This is a genomic window from Bacillus sp. JJ1503 (assembly GCF_036965125.1).
In the GTDB taxonomy this organism is placed as follows: domain Bacteria; phylum Bacillota; class Bacilli; order Bacillales; family Cytobacillaceae; genus Cytobacillus.
The window spans coordinates 1-23,143 of record NZ_JBALOZ010000245.1 but is presented as its reverse complement, the minus strand read 5'-3'; the positions used below and the strand labels follow the sequence as shown (position 1 = coordinate 23,143).

Annotated in this window: 21 protein-coding genes and 1 riboswitch; of the genes, 15 read left to right on the top strand and 6 right to left on the bottom strand. The window is 38.9% G+C overall.

Annotated elements, in window-relative coordinates; translation table 11 throughout:
• Positions 1-139: 139 nt before the first annotated feature.
• Positions 140-1,399, bottom strand: a complete 1,260-nt coding sequence (locus V7149_RS18320; RefSeq protein ID WP_335347043.1) for a helix-turn-helix domain-containing protein — start codon at positions 1,397-1,399, stop codon at positions 140-142.
• 126 nt (positions 1,400-1,525) lie between these two features.
• On the opposite strand from V7149_RS18320, the gene V7149_RS18315 reads away from it, so the two are divergent.
• The 6 genes from V7149_RS18315 (at position 1,526) to V7149_RS18290 (ending at position 8,154) form a co-directional block, all read left to right on the top strand.
• Positions 1,526-2,827: an MFS transporter gene (locus V7149_RS18315; RefSeq protein ID WP_335347042.1), complete on the top strand. Its 1,302-nt coding sequence runs from the start codon at positions 1,526-1,528 to the stop codon at positions 2,825-2,827.
• A gap of 93 nt (positions 2,828-2,920) precedes the next feature.
• On the top strand, positions 2,921-4,306 hold the full coding sequence (locus V7149_RS18310; protein ID WP_335347041.1) for a leucyl aminopeptidase family protein: 1,386 nt from the start codon (positions 2,921-2,923) through the stop codon (positions 4,304-4,306).
• A gap of 47 nt (positions 4,307-4,353) precedes the next feature.
• A complete protein-coding gene (locus tag V7149_RS18305) occupies positions 4,354-5,169 on the top strand; it encodes a GNAT family N-acetyltransferase (RefSeq protein ID WP_335347040.1) in 816 nt (271 codons plus the stop codon).
• 100 nt (positions 5,170-5,269) lie between these two features.
• Positions 5,270-5,451: riboswitch (Lysine riboswitch) on the top strand.
• Positions 5,452-5,629: 178 nt separating this feature from the next.
• The gene (locus tag V7149_RS18300) at positions 5,630-6,487 is read left to right on the top strand and encodes a transporter substrate-binding domain-containing protein (protein WP_335347039.1); all 858 of its coding nucleotides are present in this window, start codon (positions 5,630-5,632) and stop codon (positions 6,485-6,487) included.
• 62 nt (positions 6,488-6,549) lie between these two features.
• Entirely contained in the window at positions 6,550-7,275 is a 726-nt protein-coding gene (locus V7149_RS18295; protein WP_335347038.1) for an amino acid ABC transporter permease, read from the top strand.
• 144 nt (positions 7,276-7,419) lie between these two features.
• Positions 7,420-8,154 (top strand): amino acid ABC transporter ATP-binding protein, encoded by a 735-nt coding sequence (locus V7149_RS18290; protein ID WP_335347037.1) that lies wholly within the window; start codon positions 7,420-7,422, stop codon positions 8,152-8,154.
• Between the two features lie 176 nt (positions 8,155-8,330).
• Here the strand turns inward: V7149_RS18290 and V7149_RS18285 are convergent, their stop codons facing one another.
• On the bottom strand, positions 8,331-8,654 hold the full coding sequence (locus V7149_RS18285) for a winged helix-turn-helix transcriptional regulator (protein WP_335347045.1): 324 nt from the start codon (positions 8,652-8,654) through the stop codon (positions 8,331-8,333).
• A 204-nt stretch (positions 8,655-8,858) separates the two neighbouring features.
• Here V7149_RS18285 and V7149_RS18280 point away from each other — a divergent pair, with 204 nt between their 5' ends.
• From V7149_RS18280 to ribD, 3 genes are all read left to right on the top strand, one after another.
• Positions 8,859-9,959, top strand: coding sequence for an FAD-dependent monooxygenase (locus tag V7149_RS18280; protein ID WP_335347036.1), 1,101 nt, complete (start codon positions 8,859-8,861; stop codon positions 9,957-9,959).
• 41 nt (positions 9,960-10,000) lie between these two features.
• A complete protein-coding gene (locus tag V7149_RS18275) occupies positions 10,001-10,768 on the top strand; it encodes a GTP cyclohydrolase II (RefSeq protein ID WP_335347044.1) in 768 nt (255 codons plus the stop codon).
• 130 nt (positions 10,769-10,898) lie between these two features.
• Positions 10,899-11,987, top strand: a complete 1,089-nt coding sequence (gene ribD / locus V7149_RS18270; protein WP_335347035.1) for a bifunctional diaminohydroxyphosphoribosylaminopyrimidine deaminase/5-amino-6-(5-phosphoribosylamino)uracil reductase RibD — start codon at positions 10,899-10,901, stop codon at positions 11,985-11,987.
• A 96-nt stretch (positions 11,988-12,083) separates the two neighbouring features.
• Here the strand turns inward: ribD and V7149_RS18265 are convergent, their stop codons facing one another.
• Entirely contained in the window at positions 12,084-12,983 is a 900-nt protein-coding gene (locus V7149_RS18265; RefSeq protein WP_335347034.1) for a TetR/AcrR family transcriptional regulator, read from the bottom strand.
• A 183-nt stretch (positions 12,984-13,166) separates the two neighbouring features.
• On the opposite strand from V7149_RS18265, the gene V7149_RS18260 reads away from it, so the two are divergent.
• Entirely contained in the window at positions 13,167-14,696 is a 1,530-nt protein-coding gene (locus V7149_RS18260) for a DHA2 family efflux MFS transporter permease subunit (protein WP_335347033.1), read from the top strand.
• A gap of 45 nt (positions 14,697-14,741) precedes the next feature.
• On the opposite strand, the gene V7149_RS18255 is transcribed toward V7149_RS18260, so the two are convergent.
• The 3 genes from V7149_RS18255 to V7149_RS18245 form a co-directional block, all read right to left on the bottom strand.
• Complete coding sequence (locus V7149_RS18255; RefSeq protein WP_335347032.1) at positions 14,742-16,616, bottom strand: ATP-binding protein; 1,875 nt, start codon at positions 16,614-16,616, stop codon at positions 14,742-14,744.
• Positions 16,613-17,011 carry an ATP-binding protein gene (locus V7149_RS18250; protein WP_335347031.1) on the bottom strand — a complete coding sequence of 133 codons (399 nt, stop codon included), beginning with the start codon at positions 17,009-17,011 and terminating at the stop codon, positions 16,613-16,615. The genes V7149_RS18255 and V7149_RS18250 overlap by 4 nt, the downstream gene beginning before the upstream one ends.
• A 189-nt stretch (positions 17,012-17,200) precedes the next feature.
• Positions 17,201-18,364: a pyridoxal phosphate-dependent aminotransferase gene (locus V7149_RS18245; RefSeq protein WP_335347030.1), complete on the bottom strand. Its 1,164-nt coding sequence runs from the start codon at positions 18,362-18,364 to the stop codon at positions 17,201-17,203.
• Positions 18,365-18,793: 429 nt separating this feature from the next.
• On the opposite strand from V7149_RS18245, the gene V7149_RS18240 reads away from it, so the two are divergent.
• The 5 genes from V7149_RS18240 (at position 18,794) to cydS (ending at position 23,072) form a co-directional block, all read left to right on the top strand.
• On the top strand, positions 18,794-19,771 hold the full coding sequence (locus V7149_RS18240; RefSeq protein WP_335347029.1) for a proline dehydrogenase family protein: 978 nt from the start codon (positions 18,794-18,796) through the stop codon (positions 19,769-19,771).
• 115 nt (positions 19,772-19,886) lie between these two features.
• Positions 19,887-20,267: a hypothetical protein gene (locus V7149_RS18235; RefSeq protein ID WP_335347028.1), complete on the top strand. Its 381-nt coding sequence runs from the start codon at positions 19,887-19,889 to the stop codon at positions 20,265-20,267.
• A 317-nt stretch (positions 20,268-20,584) separates the two neighbouring features.
• The gene (locus tag V7149_RS18230; protein ID WP_335347027.1) at positions 20,585-21,931 is read left to right on the top strand and encodes a cytochrome ubiquinol oxidase subunit I; all 1,347 of its coding nucleotides are present in this window, start codon (positions 20,585-20,587) and stop codon (positions 21,929-21,931) included.
• Entirely contained in the window at positions 21,928-22,956 is a 1,029-nt protein-coding gene (locus V7149_RS18225; RefSeq protein WP_335347026.1) for a cytochrome d ubiquinol oxidase subunit II, read from the top strand. Before V7149_RS18230 ends, V7149_RS18225 begins: the two co-directional genes overlap by 4 nt.
• Positions 22,957-22,958: 2 nt before the next feature.
• Positions 22,959-23,072: a cytochrome bd oxidase small subunit CydS gene (gene cydS, locus V7149_RS26575; RefSeq protein WP_438824128.1), complete on the top strand. Its 114-nt coding sequence runs from the start codon at positions 22,959-22,961 to the stop codon at positions 23,070-23,072.
• Positions 23,073-23,143: the final 71 nt, after the last annotated feature.

Sequence of the window (23,143 nt, the reverse complement as noted above, 5' to 3'; positions counted from 1 at the left end):
AATTTGTCTTTAAACTATCTCCATTATAATAGGTATTTTTGATCATAATGATAAGCGTTTGTAAATTTTATGTAAAAGCAGGGTGCTTGGTGGTATATGCCCCATATTTTTACATTGGAATCATAGACAGGCGTCTTTATTATTCCTCCTCAATGTTTATTCTGGCCTTGATTTTATCGAAGGTTTCTTTCGCAAACTCTTTAAGCGAATTGAATGGTAGCGGTTCAAAATTCTTCACCGCTTGTTTCGCCAATAGAAAGGCCTCATCCCAGTTTTTTAGATTCAGATGGCAAAGAGATTTGTAGGAATCCATCACATAAAAAAGAGATAAATCAAACGGATGATGGATATAGGATGGAATCTCTATTTTTTCAAAGCTATGAAGTGCTTCTTCATAACGATTAAGTCTATATAAGGCTTTCCCTTCTTCAAGGAAGAAGTAGTATTTAAATGAATTTGAAAGGTTTGGATCTGTTATGCATTGCTTGATTTTCTCGATGGCTTCTTCGTATTGCTGCTGTTCCGATATGAGAGTGTCAATCATCATAAGTTCATAAAACAGAATAGAAATCATATCATCTGCAAACTCACCGTATTGCATAAGTTTTTTTGAGTAGTACAATTTTCTTTCTTCATTTTTTGTAATCATGGCATATCCAGCGGCGAGTCTGTACAAATCATCGATGTGATAGAAAATTCGATGCTTTTTTGAATAGGCGAAGGCGTTCTCCAGAACTTGTGCAGCTTCTTCTGAATGACCAGCGGAAAAATATAAAACCGCTTCATGATAATCTAGATCAAGACGAGTCTTTGGATCTATATAGGCATGGTGTGCTTCGATTTTCGCCCGCTCCCTCAAGAATATGGTTAATGATTGCTCATAGTTCAGTTCAATGAATTTTTCGAGTGCACGGAAGATGCCAATATCTGCTCGCCTTGATGTGAGGTTCATCTGATCGTAAATAACTGCTGCCTGTTCAGAGAATTTCTCCCAACCACTAATCTTTTCTTTGTACAGACAACGGCTGTAAATGTCTAATAACCTTGCTGATACATAGCCGTTCGTTAGGTTTGGGACATACGGCTCAATTAACGCAATAATTTTACTTGCTTTTACCGTATTTAAGAATGTAGTTTCTGGGTCACTTAATTCATCTTCACTATACAGTTCTTCTGCCTGTTCCAAAACCTCGCTTAATTCAGAAAAACTAACCTCTTCCAATAAATCGGATACTTCAACACCTAGCTGTTCAGCGATATAATGCAAGCTTTCTATCGAGGGATTTGCCTTATTATTCTCAATTAGACTTAGCATCCCTTTCGTAAGAGCCACACCGGCAAGCTCCTCGAGTGTCATTTTTCTCTGTTTTCTTAATTTCCGAATTCGTTCCCCTAACATTTTGAGTAGGCACGCTCCTAGTTTCATTTATTTGTTTAATTATATTAAACTTTTGCTTGAATGGGAAGGGAAGGATATGGTAAGATTTGTTTAATTAAATTAAACTTTTCAGAGTGGAGGATTCACATGGAAGAAGTTTATAAGATTAAAAAAGCAACATACCATCTTTGGACATTTACCGTTAGCAAACTGATTTCCACTTTCGGAGCACAGGTTTATTCATTTGCCATTAGCTTTTATATTTTACAAATGACGGGTTCTGCAACGAGTTTTGCAACAAACCTGATTTGCAGTATACTGCCGCGTACTCTTGTATCACCTTTTGCAGGATATGCTGCAGATAGGTATTCAAGGAAGAAGGTCGTCATCGTTGCACAAATTGGTACAACGCTTGCCATTGGGGGATTGCTCCTTGTCATCTTATCCTCAGGTTTATCACTCGGTGCCATTTATGCAACAACCTGCATCTTGTCCATTACGTCAACCTTTTCCGGAGTAACCTTCACATCATCCATTACAGGCCTTGTTGACAAGGAAAGAATTCAGAGAGCCATGTCCCTCAATCAGATGTCTATTTCTTTCGCTTCTATTGGAAGTCCGGCAGTTGGTGGATTATTATACGGTACAGTCTCAATGCCAGTATTTTTAATTTTGTATATGGCCGCTTCCTCCATTGCTGTTATTCTTGAATCAACGATGAATTTCAATCTCTTCGCCAATCGTAGGAAGGATGTCAATGTTGAGCAAAAGGAATCGATGTGGCAAAGCATGAAAGCAGGGATAAGTTATTTGAAATTGCAGCCAATCATTATGACGATGATCTGGATCGGTCTGCTCGTAAATTTCTTATTCGGAGCGTTTGAGGTAGGCTATTCATTCATCCTTATTGAAAAATTGAAAATGTCATCCATTCATTTTGGCTTAACAGAGGGTGCTTTTGCATTTGGAATGCTTTTGCTGTCCATTTATTTAACAGTAAGAAAAGAAGTGAGGTTCCCATTTCTCTTATCCAAAAGAGGAATTATAGGGATGGGAATCACGATGGCGGGAGTAGGATTTCCGTTGCTAGTTTCTTTATCCTATAACATCGTATTTGCTTATTACATGTTCATTATGTTTGGATTCGGCTTACTAGTCATAATCGTCAATACACCTTTGCAGGTGATGATGCAAAAATTAATTGATGATGATTTTAAGGGGCGAGTTTTTTCCATTCTTGAAACAATGTCCATGGCACTTATGCCATTAGGAATGGTCATCTACGGATTTCTGTATGATATTTTTCCTGCACAATGGATATTGTTTTTGTCTTCGATTTTACTAATTGGAGTTGTACTTTTTCTGGCTAGACCTTCTGTCATTCAGCAAGTTCATCCAGAATTAAGAGGAGTTAAAGAAGTTAAAAATCGTGCGGAGTCTTTCTCATAGAATCTTTGAAAAAGAGAGTAGTAGAACAAAGGAATTTTCCTTTCGAATAACGAAATAAAGTAAGGAGATTTAAGAAAAGGGGAGAAACTAACCATGTCATTACAAGCTAGCATTTTATTTTCCAATGATGCGCGCATTCAAGAAAATGGTCACATTAAGCACTATGTTGAAAATAGTAAGGCTGCATTCACAGCATTGTTTCTTGGGGAAGAGTTGACAGTTGTTATAAAAGAAATTGAGCGAGAGCAGCAGTCTCTTGAAAAAACTCGGATGGTTGCAGGAGCTATTGCACGTGAACTAGGCAGCCGCCAAGTATTAAAGGCAGTTATTCAAGCAGATTCAATGAAAGAGGCATTGCCTGGCCTGCAGCTAGATGAGTTAATCACTGCCTTTGTGGAAGGCTGGCATTTAGGCGCATATAAATTTGTTATTTACAAGTCTAAGGAAGATCGATTCCAAACTGAATTAGTAATAGATGGAGCAGCAGAACTAGAGCCATTTATGGAAACAGGAAAAATTCGTGCGGCTGCAACAAACTTTTCTCGTGATTTAATGAATGAGGTTCCAAATGTGTTGAACCCGGAAACATTTCCTTTGATCCTGCAAGACGAGTTTTCTGAAACGGATGTTCAAGTACATGTATTTCATAAAGAAAAGCTTGAGGAAATGGAAATGAACGGTGTTTTAACCGTTGGCCGTGGAAGTAAATATAAGCCATCATTTGTTGAGCTCGTTTATAAGGGGGATGAGTCAAAGCCGCTTGTCGCTCTTGTTGGAAAGGGAGTTACGTTTGATACAGGAGGAATTAGCCTGAAGAGTGGCAGAGATTTAAGTGATATGAGAATGGACATGGGTGGTGCCGCTGCTGTTGCAGGAGCCGTGAAGCTATTAGCAGCATCAAAGGCAAAGGTCAATGTGGTGGCATTGATTCCAATCGTTGAAAATTCGCCGGATAATACGTCCGTGCTTCCAGGGGAAATTATCCGTTATAAGAATGGTCATACGGTTCAAGTAGGGAACACGGATGCAGAAGGACGCCTCATCTTAGCTGACGGTCTAATTCGCGCAGGTGAATGGGGAGCTGGCCATGTTGTGAATATCGCAACCTTAACAGGGGCGATTGTGAACGCACTTGGGACAAAAATAGCAGGGGTCTTTGGAGATGAGCAGCTTTCTAATGAAATGAGGCTGCTGGGCAAAGAAAATGGCGACTTCGTTTGGCCGATGCCATTAGTTGATGAATACGACAGCTATTTAAAAAGCGATTATGCTGATTTTAGCAATATATCTTCTAAAGGGGAGGCTGGGTCCATAACAGCAGGTTTATTCCTTCGCCGTTTTGTGCCTGAATCATGCAAATGGCTTCATGTGGATATGGCAGGCGTAATGGAAAGTGAAGAAACCGGTTACTATCCGAAAACCGCAACGGGATTTGGTGCAAGACTACTAGCAGACTTTACAGTGCATGTTTCAAAGTGAAAATAACATGTTTGTAAGAGACACGAATTATTTGGGGAGGAACCTGTGTGTTAACTAGTAAACAATTAACAGACATTAAAGAACTTCAGCAAGCATGTGAGGCTTCAGAATCATTTGAACTAAAACTAAATTGGGATATGCTGAAAAGTCGAGCAGGAAAAGATCGAGAGGACTTTTTCTATTATGAGGATGAAAAATTAGTAGGTTTTATCGGACTATATGGCTTTGGAAATAAGGTTGAAATATGTGGAATGGTTCATCCAGATTTCCGCCGAAAAGGAATCTTTACTGGGCTTTATCAGGTAGCCCTTCATGAAGTAAAAGAAAAAGGCTATCGAAAGGTTCTTTTGAATGCTCCTACTAATTCAAAGTCTGCAAAAGGATTTCTAGAAACCATCCCATGTAAATATTCTCTTTCAGAATATCAAATGAAGTGGAAAGAAACAGAGCTGAACATATCCGAGGATGTGACTCTTAAACTATCTGCTCCTGACGATTTTGAACTAGAAGTTCAATTGGAGGTTCAATGCTTCGGGTTTGAAGAAGAGGAAGCCAGAGCCTTCAATACTCAAAGATTTGATGATGATCAATATTTAATCATTTTGTTTAACGGAAAGGCAGTAGGAAAAATTCGAGTTTCTCATCTTGATGGTGAAGCTGGGATTTATGGATTTGCTGTTCTTCCAGAGTTTCAAGGAAATGGTATTGGGCGAAAAGCCTTAACAAATATTGTCATAAAGGAACATAAAGCAGGTTTTCCTATTTTCCTAGAGGTAGAAGCGAAAAACGCACATGCACTGCGATTGTATGAATCATGCGGGTTTAGAGCCTATCACTCACAGGATTATTATGAGATCGTATAACAAACATTGGGTTTTCCTTCCATGTGAATCTAGGTAACTTGACATATTTTATCGTTTATTGTAGACTACATGTAACAATTTAATAAGACCTCACTTTTACTAGTGAGGTAGAGGCGCGATGTTTAACAGTCTTTAGTGGAGCTTGAGAAGCAATGATGCTAGAGAGAAGGAAATATCGCCGAAGCTTGTAATATTCTCAGTATTACTGGTTGGGTCTGCAGTTAAGAGCTGCAGGACTGTCTCAATAAACTTCCCGGTTTATTGAGGGGTGCTATCTCATTAAGGGAAAGAAGAGGACTTTAGGGCATATGTATGTAACGAGACCTGAGTGTATCTTAGGTCTCTTTTTATTTTGTGAATTTCCAAAATAAATGAAATATTGCCATTATTAAGAGGTGGCAGTCATACGTAGTTAAGTGGAAAAATATACTAAACTATTATAGCAAAGGGGAGTATGATCATGAGGAAAAAATTATCATTATTTTTAGTAATGTCTTTATCTATGATTTTGCTTTTAGCAGGATGCGGTACGAGCGGCGATAGTGAAAAAACAAAAGAGTCAGGCAGCGCAGGCAGTGACTCAAAGGGAACCTTTAAGGTCGGTATGGAAGCAGGGTATGCTCCTTTCAACTGGACACAAATGGATGATTCCAATGGCGGAGTGAAAATCGATGGCAATGCTGAATATGCAGGCGGATACGATGTTGAAATTGCCAAAAAGATTGCTGAAGGCTTAGGAAAAGAATTAGTCATTGTGAAAACAGAATGGGACGGTCTTGTACCAGCATTACAATCAGGTAAATTAGATGCCATTATTGCAGGAATGTCACCGACAGAAGAACGTAAACAGACAATTGATTTCTCAGAAAACTACTACACATCACATTTTATTATGGTTGTTAAAAAGGGTGGGCCTTTCGAAGGAGCAACTTCTATTAAAGATTTCAAGGGTGCCAAAATTACTGGCCAGTTAAATACGTCTCACTATGCTGTAATTGATCAAATTGAAGGCGTACAGAAAAAGCCTGCTATGGACAATTTTCCTGCGATGCGTGTCGCTTTAGAATCGGGAATAATTGATGGATATGTATCAGAACGTCCTGAAGGAATTAGTGCTTCTTCAGCTAATGCTAACTTTGCAATGGTGGAATTTACAGATGGATTTAAGGCAGATGAGGCAGATACAGCTGTAGCAGTTGGTCTTAAAAAAGGCAGTGAATTAACAGCGAAAATCAATGAAGTTTTAGCAGGCATCTCTGAAGAAGAGCGCCAAAATATTATGGATACTGCGATCAAAAATCAACCAGCAGCAGAATAATGTAGAAGTGAATACCGGCTGCATCCAATTGCAGCCGGTATTTAGATTTAAGGGGGTAAACTATGAGCTTAGAGTGGATTTTAACAATGATTTCAAACAACTGGCCGATGTTCCTTCGTGGAGCAGGGATGACACTCTTTGTTTCCATTATTGGTACGGTCATTGGCGGAATTATAGGTTTATTGGCAGGAGTCATACGTACAATTCCTGTGCCTGAAAATAAAATCAAACGAATATTCTTAAAAGTGGTAAATGCAATTCTTTCTATGTATATAGAATTTTTCCGAGGAACACCGATGATTGTACAGGCCATGGTTATTTTTTATGGTTCTGCTTTAGCATTTGGGATAGATATGAATGTAACAGTTGCAGCAATCGTAATCGTATCAATCAATACGGGAGCCTATATGGCGGAAATTGTTCGTGGTGGTGTTATTTCTATCGATCGAGGACAGTTTGAAGCTGCTCAAGCGGTTGGGATGAATCATGTGCAAACGATGCTTAATGTCGTACTGCCGCAAGTTATTCGAAATATTTTACCGGCTACCGGCAATCAATTTATCATTAATATTAAAGATACTTCCGTACTGAACGTTATTGGCGTAACGGAATTGTATTTCCAAACAAAAACTGTGGCTGGAATCAGCTTTAAATATTTTGAACCATTCTTTGTTGCGTGTGTTCTGTATTTCGTCATGACTTTTACGGTAACACTCATTTTACGCTACTGGGAAAGAAAATTAGACGGACCGGAAAATTACAGCATGATTGAAACAAAAGCTAATTAATAAGAAAAGTGCAAGCGCCTTGTTCAGCCCCGACAAGCACAAGACAAGCCGGCAGGAAGGTTGTACTTTAACCTTCTTGTCGGATTGGCTTGTGACTCGAGGGGCTAGGCGCTGGAGCTAGACAATAACGAAGGAGGAGCACTTTTGGAAAAAGTAATTGAAGTACAGCATTTAAGCAAATCCTTTGGATCTCATGAAGTATTAAAAGATATCGATTTTTCCGTAAATAAAGGGGAAGTTGTTTGTATTATTGGTTCCTCCGGTTCCGGTAAATCAACACTTCTTCGTTGTATAAACCTTTTAGAAAAGCCGAGCGGCGGTCAAATCATATATCATGGTGAAAATATATTAGATGATAAACATGATATTCATGCTTACCGTACAAAGCTTGGAATGGTGTTCCAACAGTTTAACCTATTTAATAATCACACTGTCCTCAGCAATTGTGTTGTTGGCCAGGTGAAGGTATTAAAACGTTCAAAAGAAGAAGCGGAAAAAATCGCCATGAAATATTTAAAGGTTGTAGGTATGGACCAATATGTAAATGCGAAGTCTAAGCAGCTATCAGGCGGGCAAAAACAGCGTGTAGCCATTGCTAGGGCCCTTTCCATGGAGCCGGATGTTATGTTATTTGATGAACCGACTTCAGCCCTTGATCCTGAGATGGTTGGAGAGGTTCTTAAAGTTATGAAGGAGCTCGCTGAAACAGGTCTTACTATGTTAATTGTTACGCATGAAATGGAATTTGCTCGGGAAGTTTCAGACCGTATTGTATTTATGGACAAAGGGGTTATTGCTGAAGAAGGAACGCCAGAGCAAATCTTTAATCAACCAACACAAGAGCGTACGAGAGAATTCCTAAAACGGACATTGAAATAATTTTAGTGGACCGATCCTGGTGCAAGCAGGGATCCAATGGTACACGGATGCTCAATAAAAGAAAGGCGTTCATAAAGTTTCAACTTTGTGAACGCCTGTTTTTTACTTCAATAAAAAAATTCTTTTCTATGAAAGCTTGTTGTTGATTTAGTCGTATGTGTGCATGTGAATGGGTTTTATTCTTCAGATTCCACTTCTACCCACAATTTTGACCACTCTTCTATTTCTCTCATAATTGGCTCCAAGGCTAGACCTTTTTCAGTCAAGGAATACTCAATTCGGACTGGTGTTTCCGGGAAGACTTCACGTTTGACGATTCCTTGGTTTTCAAGATCCTTTAGTCGTTCTGAAAGGACTCTTCCGCTAATGCCAATTGAGGATTCTAACGTACAGAAACGTTTTGTACCTGACAGTAGCTGGTAAATCACGAGGCCAGTCCAGCGCTGACTCAAAATATTCATAGCATTCTCGAATCGAGGACAAAGTAGAGATTTATTCATCATCCATCACCCCTCTATTTATAAAATACCATTTTACAATCATCAATATAATTACCATACATCATAAATACACTTGACACAAGTACCTTTTAAAAATATAATTACTTACATAAAGTAACTAACTAATTGAAATTGAATATAAGATCATTATACCAAATAAATGGATTACAGATGAGGATTTATTTTGAAGAATGGGGGGGTAGCATGAATCTTGAAGCGGATGTTTGCATTGTTGGTGCTGGCCCTGGCGGCGCTTTATTAGGCTATTTGCTAGCGAAGAATAATATATCAACGATTGTTGTCGAGCGTCATGACGGGATTGATAAAGAATTCCGTGGCGAACATTTAAATAAGGATGGAGAAGCCATCTTAAAAAAATATGGCCTATATGAAAAGGTCGAAAATGAAGGTTTACTTTTAATGGAACGAATCGAATATTGGCATCATGGGCAAGTGATTAAGACGGTAACACCTGCTGAAGGAGATCAACATGTAGGAATCCATGTCCCGCAGCGAAATTTATTAAGCGTGTTGAACGGAGAATCCGAACCGTATCCAAATTACAAGCTCATGATGGGCACGAAGGTTACAGAATTAATCAAAGATGAAGATGGCCATATTACTGGAGTGAAAGCAAGAAAAGACGATCAGGAAGTGACCATTAATAGCTCCATCGTTGTAGGTGCGGATGGGCGGTTTTCTACAGTAAGAAAATTGGCGGAAATGCCGTTTCAGACGATCAAACATGGTTATGACCTTCTTTGGGCCAAAATACCAAGCCCGGCAGGATGGGAGCCAACGATTAAACAGACATTGGTTGGGGAAAGTCAGCTAGCTTTATTTACCCAGGCAGGCGGATTTATACAAATCGGCTGGAATATAGAAGAGGGTTCGTATCCTTACTTGAAAAAGCAGTCGTTTGAACCGTTTATCAAGCAAGTGACCGATGCTTTTCCAGACTTGACGGAAACGGTTCAGCAGCACATTCAATCATGGAATGATTTTATTTTATTAAAAGTTCAAAGCTGCCATTGTCCAACATGGGTAAAGGATGGCCTCGTCATTATGGGGGATTCTGCCCATACGATGAGTCCAACGGGAGCATTTGGCATTAATTGTGCCTTAGTTGATGCGAGTGTTTTATCGGAAGTGATCATGGAAGCACTTGCCACCAATGATACGAGTGCGTCTCAATTAAAAAAATATGAAAATGACCGCCGGAATGAGATCGTACAGCTGCAAGAGCAGCAGTTAATAAAAGAAGCATCCTATAAGGATAATTTTACCGTCCCAGCCTTGGCTTGATGACGGTATGAAGTTGAAAAAAGGTATGGGGGGAAATCATGATGGGAGAAATTAAGCTGAATTCGAACAGACTTTCGGTTTTAGAGGATAAAATCCAAATCATAAAATCAGGTGAAGGTGCGATTTACTTAGTGGGACCGATCCGCCTACCGGTTAATTTAAATGGGGAAACAATTGTTTTTAAATGGTATAGCTGGCTAAAAAGCGATGAAGTAATGGAAGATTATCAACAGGTAATTTCTAAATTATCATCTGCGAACCTAGCAGAATATCAACAATCAAGTGTTCTTGTTTATGGTGACTTTGAGTATGAGGATGAAGCTTTGATAAGAATGCACTCCATCTGCCATACAGGAGATATTTTTGGAAGCAAGCGATGCGATTGCGGGTTTCAGCTAAAGCAGTCGATGAAAATGATCGCGGAGCATGGTGTGGGAGCCTTATTTTATTTGGCAAACCATGAAGGCCGGGGAATTGGATTATTTAGTAAGGCCATGGCTTATATCCTTCAAGAAAATGGACACGATACAGTGGAAGCCAATGAAGCTCTTGGCTTTGCTGATGACACAAGAAACTACGATGATGCTATTCAAGTACTTAAAGCTCTAAGAACGAAACCAGTAACGCTTATAACGAATAATCCTAAAAAACTTGAAGCATTAAGAGCTTCAGGGTTGCCTGTCTCAGGGAGAACACCATTATGGGGAGATATCTCCGAATACAATGAACAGTATTTGCGGACAAAAATAAAGAAATCCGGGCATATAGAAGTGGAAGGTACGTTGCCGGCTAAGCCTCGAGTTATGTAACAACTGGATTCAGGTGCAAAGCAGCGTCTGAACCCGGGTGACTGCCCCGCGTTGAAATCTGTCGAAACAGATTATTCAGGTGAATAGACAACACCCGAAAAATTGCTGCAAGAAGGAAGGGACTGTCCGAATGACGAATCATGAATTTTATATGGAATTAGCCTTGAAAAATGCACAAGCGATGAAAGGCCAGACTGATCCAAATCCATTGGTTGGTGCGGTCATTGTAAACGATAACCGTGTTGTAGGGATTGGAGCCCATTTAAAAGCAGGTGAGCCGCATGCGGAAATCCATGCCATTCGAATGGCTGGAGAGCAAGCAAGAGGCGGAACCATCTATGTGACGCTTGAGCCTTGCTCCCATCATGGCAGAACTGGCCCTTGTGCAGAGGCTATTGTGGAGGCTGGAATTAAACATGTAGTGATTGCAACGCTCGACCCAAATCCAGTTGTATCAGGAAATGGGGTAAAAATCCTCGAAGATGCCGGCATTGAGGTCATCACGGGAATTTGTGAAGCTGAAGCTCGAAAGATGAATGAAGTTTTTAATAAGTTCATTGTAGAGAAAAAGCCGTTTATCACTTTGAAATCAGGAATCACCCTAGATGGGAAAATCGCAACCCATACTTCCAGCAGCAAATGGATCACCTCCGAAGATGCGAGACACGATGTCCATCAGCTTAGGAGTGAAAATATGGGCATTCTCGTTGGGGTCAATACCGTTATTCATGACGATCCAGAACTGACTTCAAGAATTCCGAATGGACGCCATCCGATCCGGATTATTTTGGATTCTTCTTTGAAAATCCCTTTGGAATCCAAGGTAATTACAGACAAGAAAGCGGAAACATGGATTTTTACTAGTGAAAACTACGATAAAGACAAGCGGAAAACACTAGAGGACTTAGGGATTCCCGTATTCGTTACGACTGGTTCAAAGACTGTTGACCTAAATAAGGTAGTAGATATATTGGGGGAAAAGCTTGTTTCATCCGTATTAATTGAAGGCGGCGGAACGATCAATGCTTCCTTTTTAGAAAATAAATTAATCGATAAAGTCGTCCTCTATATCGCTCCTAAATTAGTAGGCGGAAAGCATGCACCTACCTTTTTGGAGGGGACAGGAATCGAGATGATGAGCGATGCTATCGAATTATCAGATGTAACCGTGACTCCGATTGGGAAAGATTTTAAGTTTATGGGGTATCCTTCTTATTAAAGCTTTGAGTCATCATGACAAAAGGTGCCAGTTCTATCCAACGAATGGGATAGAGGCTGGCACCTTTTCATTTTTTCAATCGATTAGCAATAAATCTTAGTCTATTTCCTCTATTTGAGTGAAATAGGCAGAAATTAATTGTTCAATTTGAAGAAGTTCTTTATGTGCAAACAATACCTTTTCTTGTTTTAAAGTTTGGATCGTTAACTCAATTAGAAACTTACGGGGCTTTTTGGAATCGACGATTTCTTCTTGAATAAAATCCAGTAATTCGATGTATTTGGACTTCTCTTCATGATGGATTAATGCCTTTTTTAATTCTAAAATCGAATGGTATAAACTGTTTTTGAAGGCATGATCGTTTCCCTTACAGTTCGGCAGCCAGTTTTCCAATAGCTCTGGCTTAAGCAGCTGATCCCCAGCTTCAGCCACCTCATCTACAATCTTCACTATTCTACTAACACAATATCGGACAATTTTGCTAAGGCTTGCATTTGATCCGTGTGCCAAATTATTGTATTTAAGATTATTGTGCAGAATCCCCATAAACATAACGGCACAGTCCAATAAATACGGTTCCTTGTCTTCCCCAAATATATCGATAAAACGGTGATACTTCCACTGGAGTATTCGCAGGTGACCTCGTTTAATATATTGTTTAAGCTCTTCATCATTCGAAAAAATGACTTCTTCAAAAAGGGAAATGAGTTTGTTTGCCCGGTTGGTCTCCAATTGCAATTCTAGTTGTTTAATGAATATCTCAATATTCGAAGGATCCTGACCAATAAGCAAATCATTTCGCTCTTTTTCCAGTTGTTTGTATATGGTCCTAAAGAGGGCGATTAATAATTCACTTTTTGACGAAAAGTAATTATAAAATGTCCCTTTAGAGATACCGCTATAAGTTAAAATATCTTGAATCGATGTTGCCTGGAACCCTTTTTCAATAAATAATTGATGGGCCATTTTAATAACATGTTTCTTTCTTTCGTTCATAATATCACCTTTTATATGAATTGGACTCCCTGTATAAAATACATAGTACATTAATTTTAATGTTTAGACAAACCCATTTAAACATGGAATTTTTTTGTTGCAAAAATTGAACACATGGTATATGATATTGTTCTGTGTAACACGAGTACAAATTAATGTACTTAAGGTATAGGAGGAGAAATAATGGGTGAAGCCACTAAAAAGTCAAACGGTGCACCATATGGGATTCTTGCGATTCTCATGATTGGGGCTTTTATTACCTTTTTGAATAATACATTATTAAATATCGCGCTTCCTTCTATTATGGAGGATCTAAATGTTGGCCCAGCGACCGTACAGTGGCTGACAACTGGTTTTATGCTTGTAAATGGTGTGTTAATTCCAACAACCGCCTTTTTAATTCAGAAATATTCTGTTCGTCATTTATTTATAGCGGCTATTAGTTTATTTACAATCGGAACTGTTCTAGCTGGCTTTGCACATGCCTTTCCATTGTTATTAGCAGGAAGAATGTTTCAAGCTTCTGGTTCGGCCATTATGATGCCGTTATTAATGAATGTTATGTTAGTCTCATTCCCAATTGAAAAAAGAGGAACGGCTATGGGGTTCTTCGGGTTAATTATGATGGCAGCACCAGCAATCGGCCCGACATTATCAGGCTGGATTATTGAACATTATGACTGGAGGATGCTATTTCATTTTATCACACCAATTTCTGTCATTGTATTACTGCTTGGGTTCTTCATGCTTAAGGATAAGAAAGATAAAGTGGATATCCGCCTAGATTTCCTTTCCGTTATATTATCCAGCGTAGGCTTTGGCGGGATGCTTTATGGATTTAGCTCTGCTGGTACTAAGGGATGGGATAGTCCCTTGGTATATATCACGTTGATTCTTGGCGTTATTTCATTAATATGGTTTATTTTGCGCCAATCGAAGATGGAACGCCCGATGCTTAATTTCGGAGTATTTAAGTTTCCGATGTTTGCATTATCTGCGTCTATATCGATGGTTTTAAATATGGCTTTATTTTCGGGAATGTTATTACTTCCGATTTATGTGCAAAATCTTCGTGGCATTTCTCCCATGGATGCTGGCATACTCATGCTGCCAGGAGCCATTGTTATGGCGATTATGTCTCCAATAACAGGAAAATTATTTGATAAGATTGGTGGACGAATACTAGCGATAATCGGCCTAGCCATTACTACGATAACAACTTATTATTTAAGTAAATTAACACTGGATACAACTTATGGCCATTTAATGGTGCTATACACTGTACGGATGCTAGGAATGTCTATGGTTATGATGCCTGTATCAACAAATGGTTTAAATCAACTTCCTGCACGCTTTTATCCGCACGGTACAGCGATGAATAATACACTAAATCAAATTTCCGGAGCGATTGGAACGGCAATACTTGTTACACTCATGTCCAATCGTACGGAAACACATGCAGCTAACTTAGCTGCGGAAGCAATGAAAAATGCTGCTGGGCAAGCGCCTACAGAAGCAGCAATGGCAGCCATGAAACAGCAAATTGAGATGATGGCTATGCTTGAGGGGATTAATGATGCATTCTTTGTCGCAACCTTTATTGCTGCGGTATCCCTCATACTTGCCTTCTTTATTAAACGAGCGAAACAAGCGGAAGATCCAATGGAAAGTAAAACAGAAGGTACAAAAATAACAAAATTAGCTGAGAATTAATAAAAAATGCACGAAGCCCACTTAACTAGGGCTCGTGCATATTTTTTATTTTCCTATGGCAAATTGTCGTATTTCCTGTAAAGCCTGCTGAAGATCTGACATCGTTTTTACGCCATTGTCAATTTCAATTCCGAGTTCAATCATTGTGTCTGCAGTATCAGGGCTGATTCCAGTTAAGATCGTAGAGCAGCCTAGTAGTTTAATGCCTTTCACAATCTTAAATAGGTGGTTAACAACCGATGTATCGATATAAGGAACACCTGAAAGATCAATAATTAATTGCTCCGCTTTTAATTCCTTTACCTTTATGAGTGTTTTTTCACGAATTTTCTTTGCCCGATACGTATCGACATTTCCCACTACAGGAAGAATACAGACCCTCTCGGCAAGTGGGATGATCGGAACAGACAATTCATCGACAGTTTCACGATGAATCTTTAATAATTCATCTTTATAGCTCACATAATAAGCTGTATGGGAATCTATGTATAGATCAATAATGTCATTAACATATCGCTCTAGGGCGAAGAATTCTTCCATGCTTAGGGAATGCTTGGATTCAAGATAAAATACCTTAATAGCATTCCAAATTATTCCTCGCGCGGACTGAAATAGCTCCAAGGATAAATGGATTGGGAAATCAGTTCTTGCACTTTGGCCGCCTCTTTCCTTCGCCCTCTCCATAATTTCTTCCGTTTTCAATTCAAGGATATTTTCTGTCACGACCTTGATAATTGGATTTCCTTCCGCTTCATACTCATAAAGAAGATGATTTTCTTTCATAAAAGAAGTTAGATAGCTTTTATTTTTCTGTAAATATTGAATCCATTCTTTCGTATAAAAGTCTAAATTGTCTCTTAGAAATTGTGCTAATTCTTCCTTTGAATGCACCGAATTGATCATGGAATGGCCCCCTATAAATGTATTGGATGGGTGATTTGCTTTAGCAAATGTAAGAAAGAAGGTGGTTCCTTGTCCTGTTTCGCTATTGACACGAATGCTGCCATTATTGCTTTGGATGGCATTAAATACTTGGGCAAGACCCATGCCTTTGCCATCCTGTTTTAATGTAAAAAAAGGAGTGCCAAGCAGACGAAGCTTGTCCTTTGGGATGCCGATGCCTGTATCAGAGATGCTTAGATGGACTCCGAGAGCATCTTCGTATTGCTCAATCAGTAACGTGCCGCCTTCATTCATCGCTTCGATGGCATTTTTAATTAAGTTGAAAAGCGCTTTCTTAATCTGATCCTTCCTGCCGGTTACCATGGCTTGATCGTGGTTGAATTTCCTTATTAAATGGATATGATAAAGCTGGTTTTGAAATAAAAGCAATATCGCGTCAATCACAGAGCATAGATTAAAGGTTGTATGCTGTTCCTGGAAAAACTCAGGCTTTGATACACTCATTAAATCATTTAAGGTTTGAATCGCACGGTCTAATTCACTTTGCGCAATTTGAGTATATTCTTGATTATAATTTTGCTCCATTAGCTGAAGAAAGCCTTTCACGGCAGTCAAGGGATTTCGTACTTCATGGGCAATTCCCGCTGCCATTTCCCCGATGGAGGATAACAGGTGATTATTCCAATTGTTATGTTCATGCATGCTTTGAAGCTGATTAACATTAAAGATAAATATATGAATCTTTTCTAATTTTTCATCTTTACATGTTCGATGAAACAGAAAAAAATGCGGCTGAGTATCGATAATCAGAATAAATTCATTTAATTTCCCCATAAAACATTCATGCAGCTTTGCCTTAAGTTCGTTATTTTTTATTCGGTGAAAAAGGTAATTGGAGCTGCTGTCCTCTGAAATTAGTAGTCTTTTTCCCTCGGTGTTCATTTTTTGGATTGTCCCATCAGGTGTCAATTCTATCAATCCATATAAGGCTTCATTAGAGGCAGGCGATTTATTCAATATTTGGTACCCCCATTACTGAGCCACTTTACAGCTCGGACTTTAGTTCCGTGATTTATATTGCTGGTAATTTCAAATTCATCCATAAGACGCCTTACTCCAGTTACCCCCAAGCCTAAACCCGTTTTTGAGGAATAAGTCTGAGTCAATATTTGCTCCAAGTTCTTAATTCCTGGGCCTTTATCGATTGCTATGATTTCTATACAGTGAGGAAGTGGCCTTATGTGAAGCTCGCCTTTACCAGCATAGAAGACGATGTTACGAGTTAGCTCCATGATAGAAACAACCACTTTGGTTTGTTGGCTGCAACTTAAGCCTAGCTCCTTTGCAACCTTTTTTCCTATTGAGCTTGCCACATACACATCGTCTTCTCGTTCAATAATAATTTTGTACAAATTCATCTCCAATCCTTTTGTAGAAATATTAGAATTTTAAGAGTATTTTGGTGTATTTTAGCTAAATTTTATCACAATTTTTATAAAAGTATAGTAGATTTTTACTATTATATTGGAATAACAAAATAAAAAAAGAACTCGCTTTCACACGAGTTCTTTTCAAACGCTTTATATTTAATAAATTCCTGATTAGAAAAGGTTCAGCTTCCCAATCCGCTCTACAGCCTCTACAAGCACCTCTTCGTCTACTAATAGCCCGACCCGGACATAGCCCTCTCCGTATTCGCCAAAGCCATTTCCAGCGGCAACGGCCACATCTGCCTTTTCAAGCAAATAATCGGCGAACGATTCACTTGTAAATCCAGCTGGGACAGGGAGCCACGCAAAGAAGGAACCGCTCGGTGCTTCTGCTTTCCAGCCGATTTTTCTGCATTCCTCTATTAGTACGTTACGGCGGCTTTCATAGCGTGAAACCAGTTCATCCACACAGCTTTGATCCTCTGTTAAGGCTGCAGCAGCTGCCATTTGTACCGCTGGAAAAAGACTGCAGTATAAATGATCTTGTATCAGATTAAGAGCTTCAATAATTTTCGGATTGCCAACTGCGAAACCAACACGCCAGCCTGCCATATTATACGTTTTGGACAATGTATACATTTCTACACCAATTTCTTTAGCTCCTTCTACTTCTAGGAAACTAGTTGGTTTTTTGCCGTCAAAGCCAATCGCGCCATAGGCAAAATCGTGCAGAATAGTAATATGATGTTCTTTTGCAAATGCAACGGTTTCTTCAAAAAAGGAACGGTCAGCAGTCGCTCCTGTTGGATTATTAGGGTAGTTCAAATACATGAGCTTGGCCGCTTCCCTTTGCTGAATCGGGATCGCGTTAAAATCAGGCAGAAATTTATTTTCTGCTTTTAAAGGAAAAGTCTCATATTGAACATTAGCCAGGACAACGCCTGATAAATAATCAGGATAGCCCGGATCAGGAAGCAGCATTAAATCGCCTTCATTTAATAAACACATAGGCAGCTCGACTAATCCTGTCTTCGTTCCAAAAAGGATCGCCACTTCAGTCGATGGGTCAATTTCAACACCGTATTGTTTCAAATAAAATTCAGCGGCAGCATTTTTTAATTCTTGAATTCCGCGAAACGGAGAATATTTATGCGTTTTTGGATCCTCAGCTGCTGATTGCAGTGCCTTTACAATATGAGGGGGTGTTGGCTGATCGGGATTTCCCTGTCCTAAATTAATAATGTCCCGGCCTTCTGCTATAGCTTTACTAACCTTTTCAACTAAGGTAGCAAAAAATTGGACAGGCAGTTTTTTTAAGCGATTTGAATATTCCATGTGCTTCACCTTTTCTATCATAAAATGAAATAATTGAAAATTAGCTATAATACTATTGTAAATGTTCGCATTTTAATTTCAAATTTTATATTTTTTCAGTCAAAATGTCTAGAGCATTATAAGAATATTTTCGAACAAGATGCTTTATTCATAACGGAAAAATAATATATGGTCATGAGGGTCAGTTTCCGCATGCTTATGAAGGAAACTGGCCTATTTGTGAAATAGGTCTAAAAGGGATGTGTGAGAATGAAGTTAGAAATGCGAAAAAGGGCATACTAAAATCATCTTCTTAGTCATCTGCTTGACAATAGGTTTAAGCTTCGAAAAAGAGAAAAAACTTAAAAGTTTCAATTAGATTTGTGAATATTATTTTCGACAAGATATGATATAATTATTTTATAAAAATAACAATGAGGAGTAATCACTATGTTAAAAGATATCTTCATGAGCCTTTCTCAAAACCAGTTTCTTAATAGTGCTGCAAAAAAGTATGGTTTAAAATTGGGTGCGCAAACTGTTGTAGCGGGAACAAATATAGAAGAAACGATCAAAAGTATTAAAGAACTCAATGCACACGGAATCTCGTGTACGGTAGATAACTTAGGTGAATTTGTATTTAAAGAGGAAGAAGCAACAGAAGCGAAGGAACAAATTCTAAAGGTAATTGAAGCGATACATGAAAATCAAGTAGATGCTCATATTTCATTAAAGCCTACACAATTAGGCTTAGATATTGATTATAACTTTTGCTTAAATAATTTAAGAGAAATTGTCGACTTAGCAAGTAAGTATGATATGCATATCAACTTTGATATGGAGGATTATGGACATCTTCAGCCATCGTTTGACATATTGGACGAACTTTCCAAGGAATATAATAATATTGGAACGGTTATCCAAGCTTATTTCTTCCGTGCAGAAGAAGATATCCAAAAGTACAAAAACTACCGTCTTCGTATCGTAAAAGGCGCTTATAAAGAGTCTGAGCAAGTTGCCTACCAAGATAAAGGAGACATCGATAAAAACTTTATTAAGCTGATCGAATATCATTTATTAAATGGAAAATTTACATCCATTGCCACACATGACCATAATATTATTAATCATGTGAAGGAATTCGTTAAAAAGAATGATATTCCAAATGATAAATATGAATTCCAGATGCTGTATGGCTTTAGAAAAGACATGCAATTACAACTGGCAAAAGAGGGATATAACTTCTGTACGTATGTGCCATTCGGCAATGACTGGTATGGATACTTCATGCGCCGTCTTGCGGAAAGACCGCAAAACCTAAACCTAGTTGCGAAACAAGTGTTTAACAAGAAAACGAACACCGTACTAGGTGTAGCAGCGGGAGCATTCTTATTAGGAAGAATGACGAAGAAGAAAAACAAAAAATAATACGGGTTCATTCACATTTTGAATGGAAAGGTCTGTCTCTTAAGGGGCAGGCCTGTTTTGTTTGATAATTGATGGTAAAATAAGAATAACAATGATAAGTGATGGGGAGATTCAAATGTTCAAGGCTCAAAAAGAATATTACTGGAAGATTGGATTATTGGTGTCAGTTATTTCTTTTATTTTACATATAGTAGGGGTTAGACAGGTTTTAGATTCCGAATTAAATGTTAAAAACCTGGCTGCTTATTTAGGGTTTTCGTTGGCGGTTGGACTGATCGCATTATTATTAGTGCGCTTTGGTTTCAAAATAGCACTTATCTTCTTTCTGGCTGGTCTCATCATTGGATTTATTGAAATGTATCGCCTTTTCTTTAGTGACTCTTCTGGATGGGGAGATTTAGCGGGACTTATCTCTTTATTTATGTGGGTGTTTATGGGAATTGGGTTAGGAGTTTTTGCTCAATTAGGTGCATACTACTGGCGAAAAAGGAAATAACAGTAACATGGAAGCCTCCACAAACAGTGGGGGCTTATTTATTTTTCATTCAATTGTTTAATACATGGCTATGAAGGGGAATCTTATGGTTGGAGCAATTATTCCATAAATGTTATCGTCTGTCACATTTATATTATGAATGCATTGGAAAGTTGTCGAGTTTGCAGAGGGGTCTGCATGTAAGATAAGGGTAAGGAGTGGTGATCATGTATAAAAAGCAAGAAAAAATATTGATGTGGGTAGTTTTTTCAGCTGCTGGGATCATGCTGCTATCACTATTAGGAAGAGTATTTGGCAGTTAAGGAGGCGATTAGGAAATGGGAAAAGAGGAGGCTGTATTTTTTAGCCGGGTACTTACAGAGCTGACATTATCGTTTCATATTATTTACGCCACAATCGGTGTAGGGATTCCGCTCATGATTATGATTGCCCAGTGGATTGGTATTAAGAAAAATGATGAACATTATATTTTACTGGCAAGAAGGTGGGCTAGAGGGTTTGTCATTACTGTTGCTGTTGGAGTTGTAACTGGAACTGCGATTGGCTTGCAGCTTTCGCTTTTATGGCCAAACTTTATGGTGTTAGCAGGAAATGTGATTGCTCTGCCACTATTTATGGAAACATTTGCGTTTTTCTTTGAGGCCATCTTTTTAGGGATCTATTTGTATACTTGGGATCGATTTGAGAATCAGAAGAAGCATTTGCTGTTATTAATACCGGTTGCTGTCGGAGCGTCCTTTTCAGCTGTTTTTATCACGATTGTGAATGCGTTTATGAATGCTCCGCAAGGGTTTGACATCGTTGGTGGTCAACTGATCAATATTAACCCGCTGATTGCGATGTTTAATCCTGCAATGCCAACAAAGGTTGCTCACGTTTTGGCAACTGCTTACATGACTTCAGCTTTTGTTCTAGCTGCGATAGCTGCATTCCGGCTACTTAAAGGATCAAGCCATATCTATCACAAAAAGGCGCTTTATTTAACGATGAAGCTAAGCCTCATATTCTCCATTGCATCCGCAGTTATTGGTGATTTCTCAGGCAAATATTTAGCTGAGTACCAGCCGGAGAAATTAGCGGCAGCTGAATGGCATTTTGAAACAGAAGAAAATGCGCCGCTATATTTATTCGGAGTTCTAGAAGATGGAGAGGTTAAGTATGCCATTAAAATTCCCTTTGCATTAAGTATTCTGGCACATAGTAGTTTATCTGCTGAAGTGATCGGATTAGATCAATTTCCAGAGGACGAAATTCCTCCCCTTTATATTCACTATTTATTTGACATTATGGTATCTATAGGAGTATGGCTGACGGTACTATCGGCTGTATATGTTATTGGAACATGGAAGGGCTGGCCTTTTGTAAGAAAGACATGGTTCCGAGGCTTTATTGTGGCAGGAGGGCCGCTTTCTGTTATTGCAATAGAAGCGGGATGGTGGTTTGCTGAGGTAGGCAGACAGCCATGGGTCCTGCGAGGAATTTTGAGAACAGAGGACGCCGCGACAACTAGTGGTCAAATAGACCTTATGCTTGTGTTATTCGCTGGTTTATATCTGATTCTAGGGATTGGAAGCATTGTTGTGTTAACGAGAATGTTTAGAAGAAATCCAGTGGAAAAAGAGCTGGAAGATCGGCATACAGAAATGGGCGGTGAGCATTCATGACACTTGAGGTAATTGGAATTTCGGTTCTTTGGCTATTTCTGTTTGGGTATGTGCTCGTTGCTTCTATTGACTTTGGTGCTGGTGTATTTAACGCATATAGCTTGTATACAGGACGCAAGCATATTTTAACAAATATCATTCAACGATATTTATCGCCAGTTTGGGAAGTCACAAATGTGTTTCTAGTCTTCTTTTTTGTTGGCATGGTTGGGTTTTTTCCAAAAACTGCTTTTTACTACGGCACGATTCTACTTGTTCCAGCGAGTATTTCCATTATTTTGATCGCGATTCGAGGATCCTATTATGCTTTTGAGACATATGGGTCAAGGGGCCATAGGGGATATACCTTTATGTACGGCTTATCAGGCTTGTTTATTCCAGCATCCCTTTCCATTGTGCTAACTATTTCAGAAGGCGGCTTCGTTACAATGGTCAATGATCATCCTGTGCTCGATTACTGGGCGCTGTTTACTAGCCCCCTTACATGGAGCATTGTTGTGCTTAGTTTAGCAGCTGTTCTTTATATATCTGCTGTATTTTTAACATGGTATGCGAATAAAGCACAGGATCAGAATGCAACTGAGTTATTAAGAAAGTATGCATTAATCTGGGCAGCTCCATTAATGATTACAGCAGCTGGAATTATTGTAGAACTGCGGGCCCATAATGCTGAGCATTATGCACGAATGCTAGATGTTTGGTGGCTGCTTGGACTGTCATTTATCCTATTTATCGGAACGGTGTGGCTAATTTGGAAGCGGAAGAAATATGGCCTTGCCTTCGGATTATTAGCAGGACAATTTACCTTGGCTTTTTTTGCATACGGAATATCTCATTATCCATATCTTCTGTATCCACACTTAACTATTTATGACAGTTTTACAAATGAAGCGATGGCGCTTTCGCTAATAGTTGCCTTTATTGCTGGGCTTTGTTTACTCGTTCCATCCTTATGGCTTCTATTAAGGCTGTTTTTATTTGATAAAAATTATGTTAGAGGAAGAGTCATGAAGGAGGATTCGTGAATATGGAGTACTTTTTTATTTTTTATGCACCATTTATTGTGGTGGCTTTGGCGCTAGTGGCAGCTTTTTGGCTAGGGCTTAAAGACGGAGCTGTTCATAGAAGTGAGCGGAAATAAGCTGAATATAGAAGGTCAAAGCTCCTATTTAAAAGAGTGCTTTGACCTTTTTTACAGTTTGAAATCTCTCC

Coding starts and splice junctions, on each gene's coding strand:
- V7149_RS18320 (WP_335347043.1), bottom strand. CDS start 1,399: ATGTTAGGGGAACGAATTCGGAAATTAAGAAAACAGAGAAAAATGACA.
- V7149_RS18315 (WP_335347042.1), top strand. CDS start 1,526: ATGGAAGAAGTTTATAAGATTAAAAAAGCAACATACCATCTTTGGACA.
- V7149_RS18310 (WP_335347041.1), top strand. CDS start 2,921: ATGTCATTACAAGCTAGCATTTTATTTTCCAATGATGCGCGCATTCAA.
- V7149_RS18300 (WP_335347039.1), top strand. CDS start 5,630: ATGAGGAAAAAATTATCATTATTTTTAGTAATGTCTTTATCTATGATT.
- V7149_RS18295 (WP_335347038.1), top strand. CDS start 6,550: ATGAGCTTAGAGTGGATTTTAACAATGATTTCAAACAACTGGCCGATG.
- V7149_RS18285 (WP_335347045.1), bottom strand. CDS start 8,654: ATGAATAAATCTCTACTTTGTCCTCGATTCGAGAATGCTATGAATATT.
- V7149_RS18280 (WP_335347036.1), top strand. CDS start 8,859: ATGAATCTTGAAGCGGATGTTTGCATTGTTGGTGCTGGCCCTGGCGGC.
- V7149_RS18275 (WP_335347044.1), top strand. CDS start 10,001: ATGGGAGAAATTAAGCTGAATTCGAACAGACTTTCGGTTTTAGAGGAT.
- ribD (WP_335347035.1), top strand. CDS start 10,899: ATGACGAATCATGAATTTTATATGGAATTAGCCTTGAAAAATGCACAA.
- V7149_RS18265 (WP_335347034.1), bottom strand. CDS start 12,983: ATGAACGAAAGAAAGAAACATGTTATTAAAATGGCCCATCAATTATTT.
- V7149_RS18260 (WP_335347033.1), top strand. CDS start 13,167: ATGGGTGAAGCCACTAAAAAGTCAAACGGTGCACCATATGGGATTCTT.
- V7149_RS18245 (WP_335347030.1), bottom strand. CDS start 18,364: ATGGAATATTCAAATCGCTTAAAAAAACTGCCTGTCCAATTTTTTGCT.
- V7149_RS18240 (WP_335347029.1), top strand. CDS start 18,794: ATGTTAAAAGATATCTTCATGAGCCTTTCTCAAAACCAGTTTCTTAAT.
- V7149_RS18235 (WP_335347028.1), top strand. CDS start 19,887: ATGTTCAAGGCTCAAAAAGAATATTACTGGAAGATTGGATTATTGGTG.
- V7149_RS18230 (WP_335347027.1), top strand. CDS start 20,585: ATGGGAAAAGAGGAGGCTGTATTTTTTAGCCGGGTACTTACAGAGCTG.
- V7149_RS18225 (WP_335347026.1), top strand. CDS start 21,928: ATGACACTTGAGGTAATTGGAATTTCGGTTCTTTGGCTATTTCTGTTT.
- cydS (WP_438824128.1), top strand. CDS start 22,959: ATGGAGTACTTTTTTATTTTTTATGCACCATTTATTGTGGTGGCTTTG.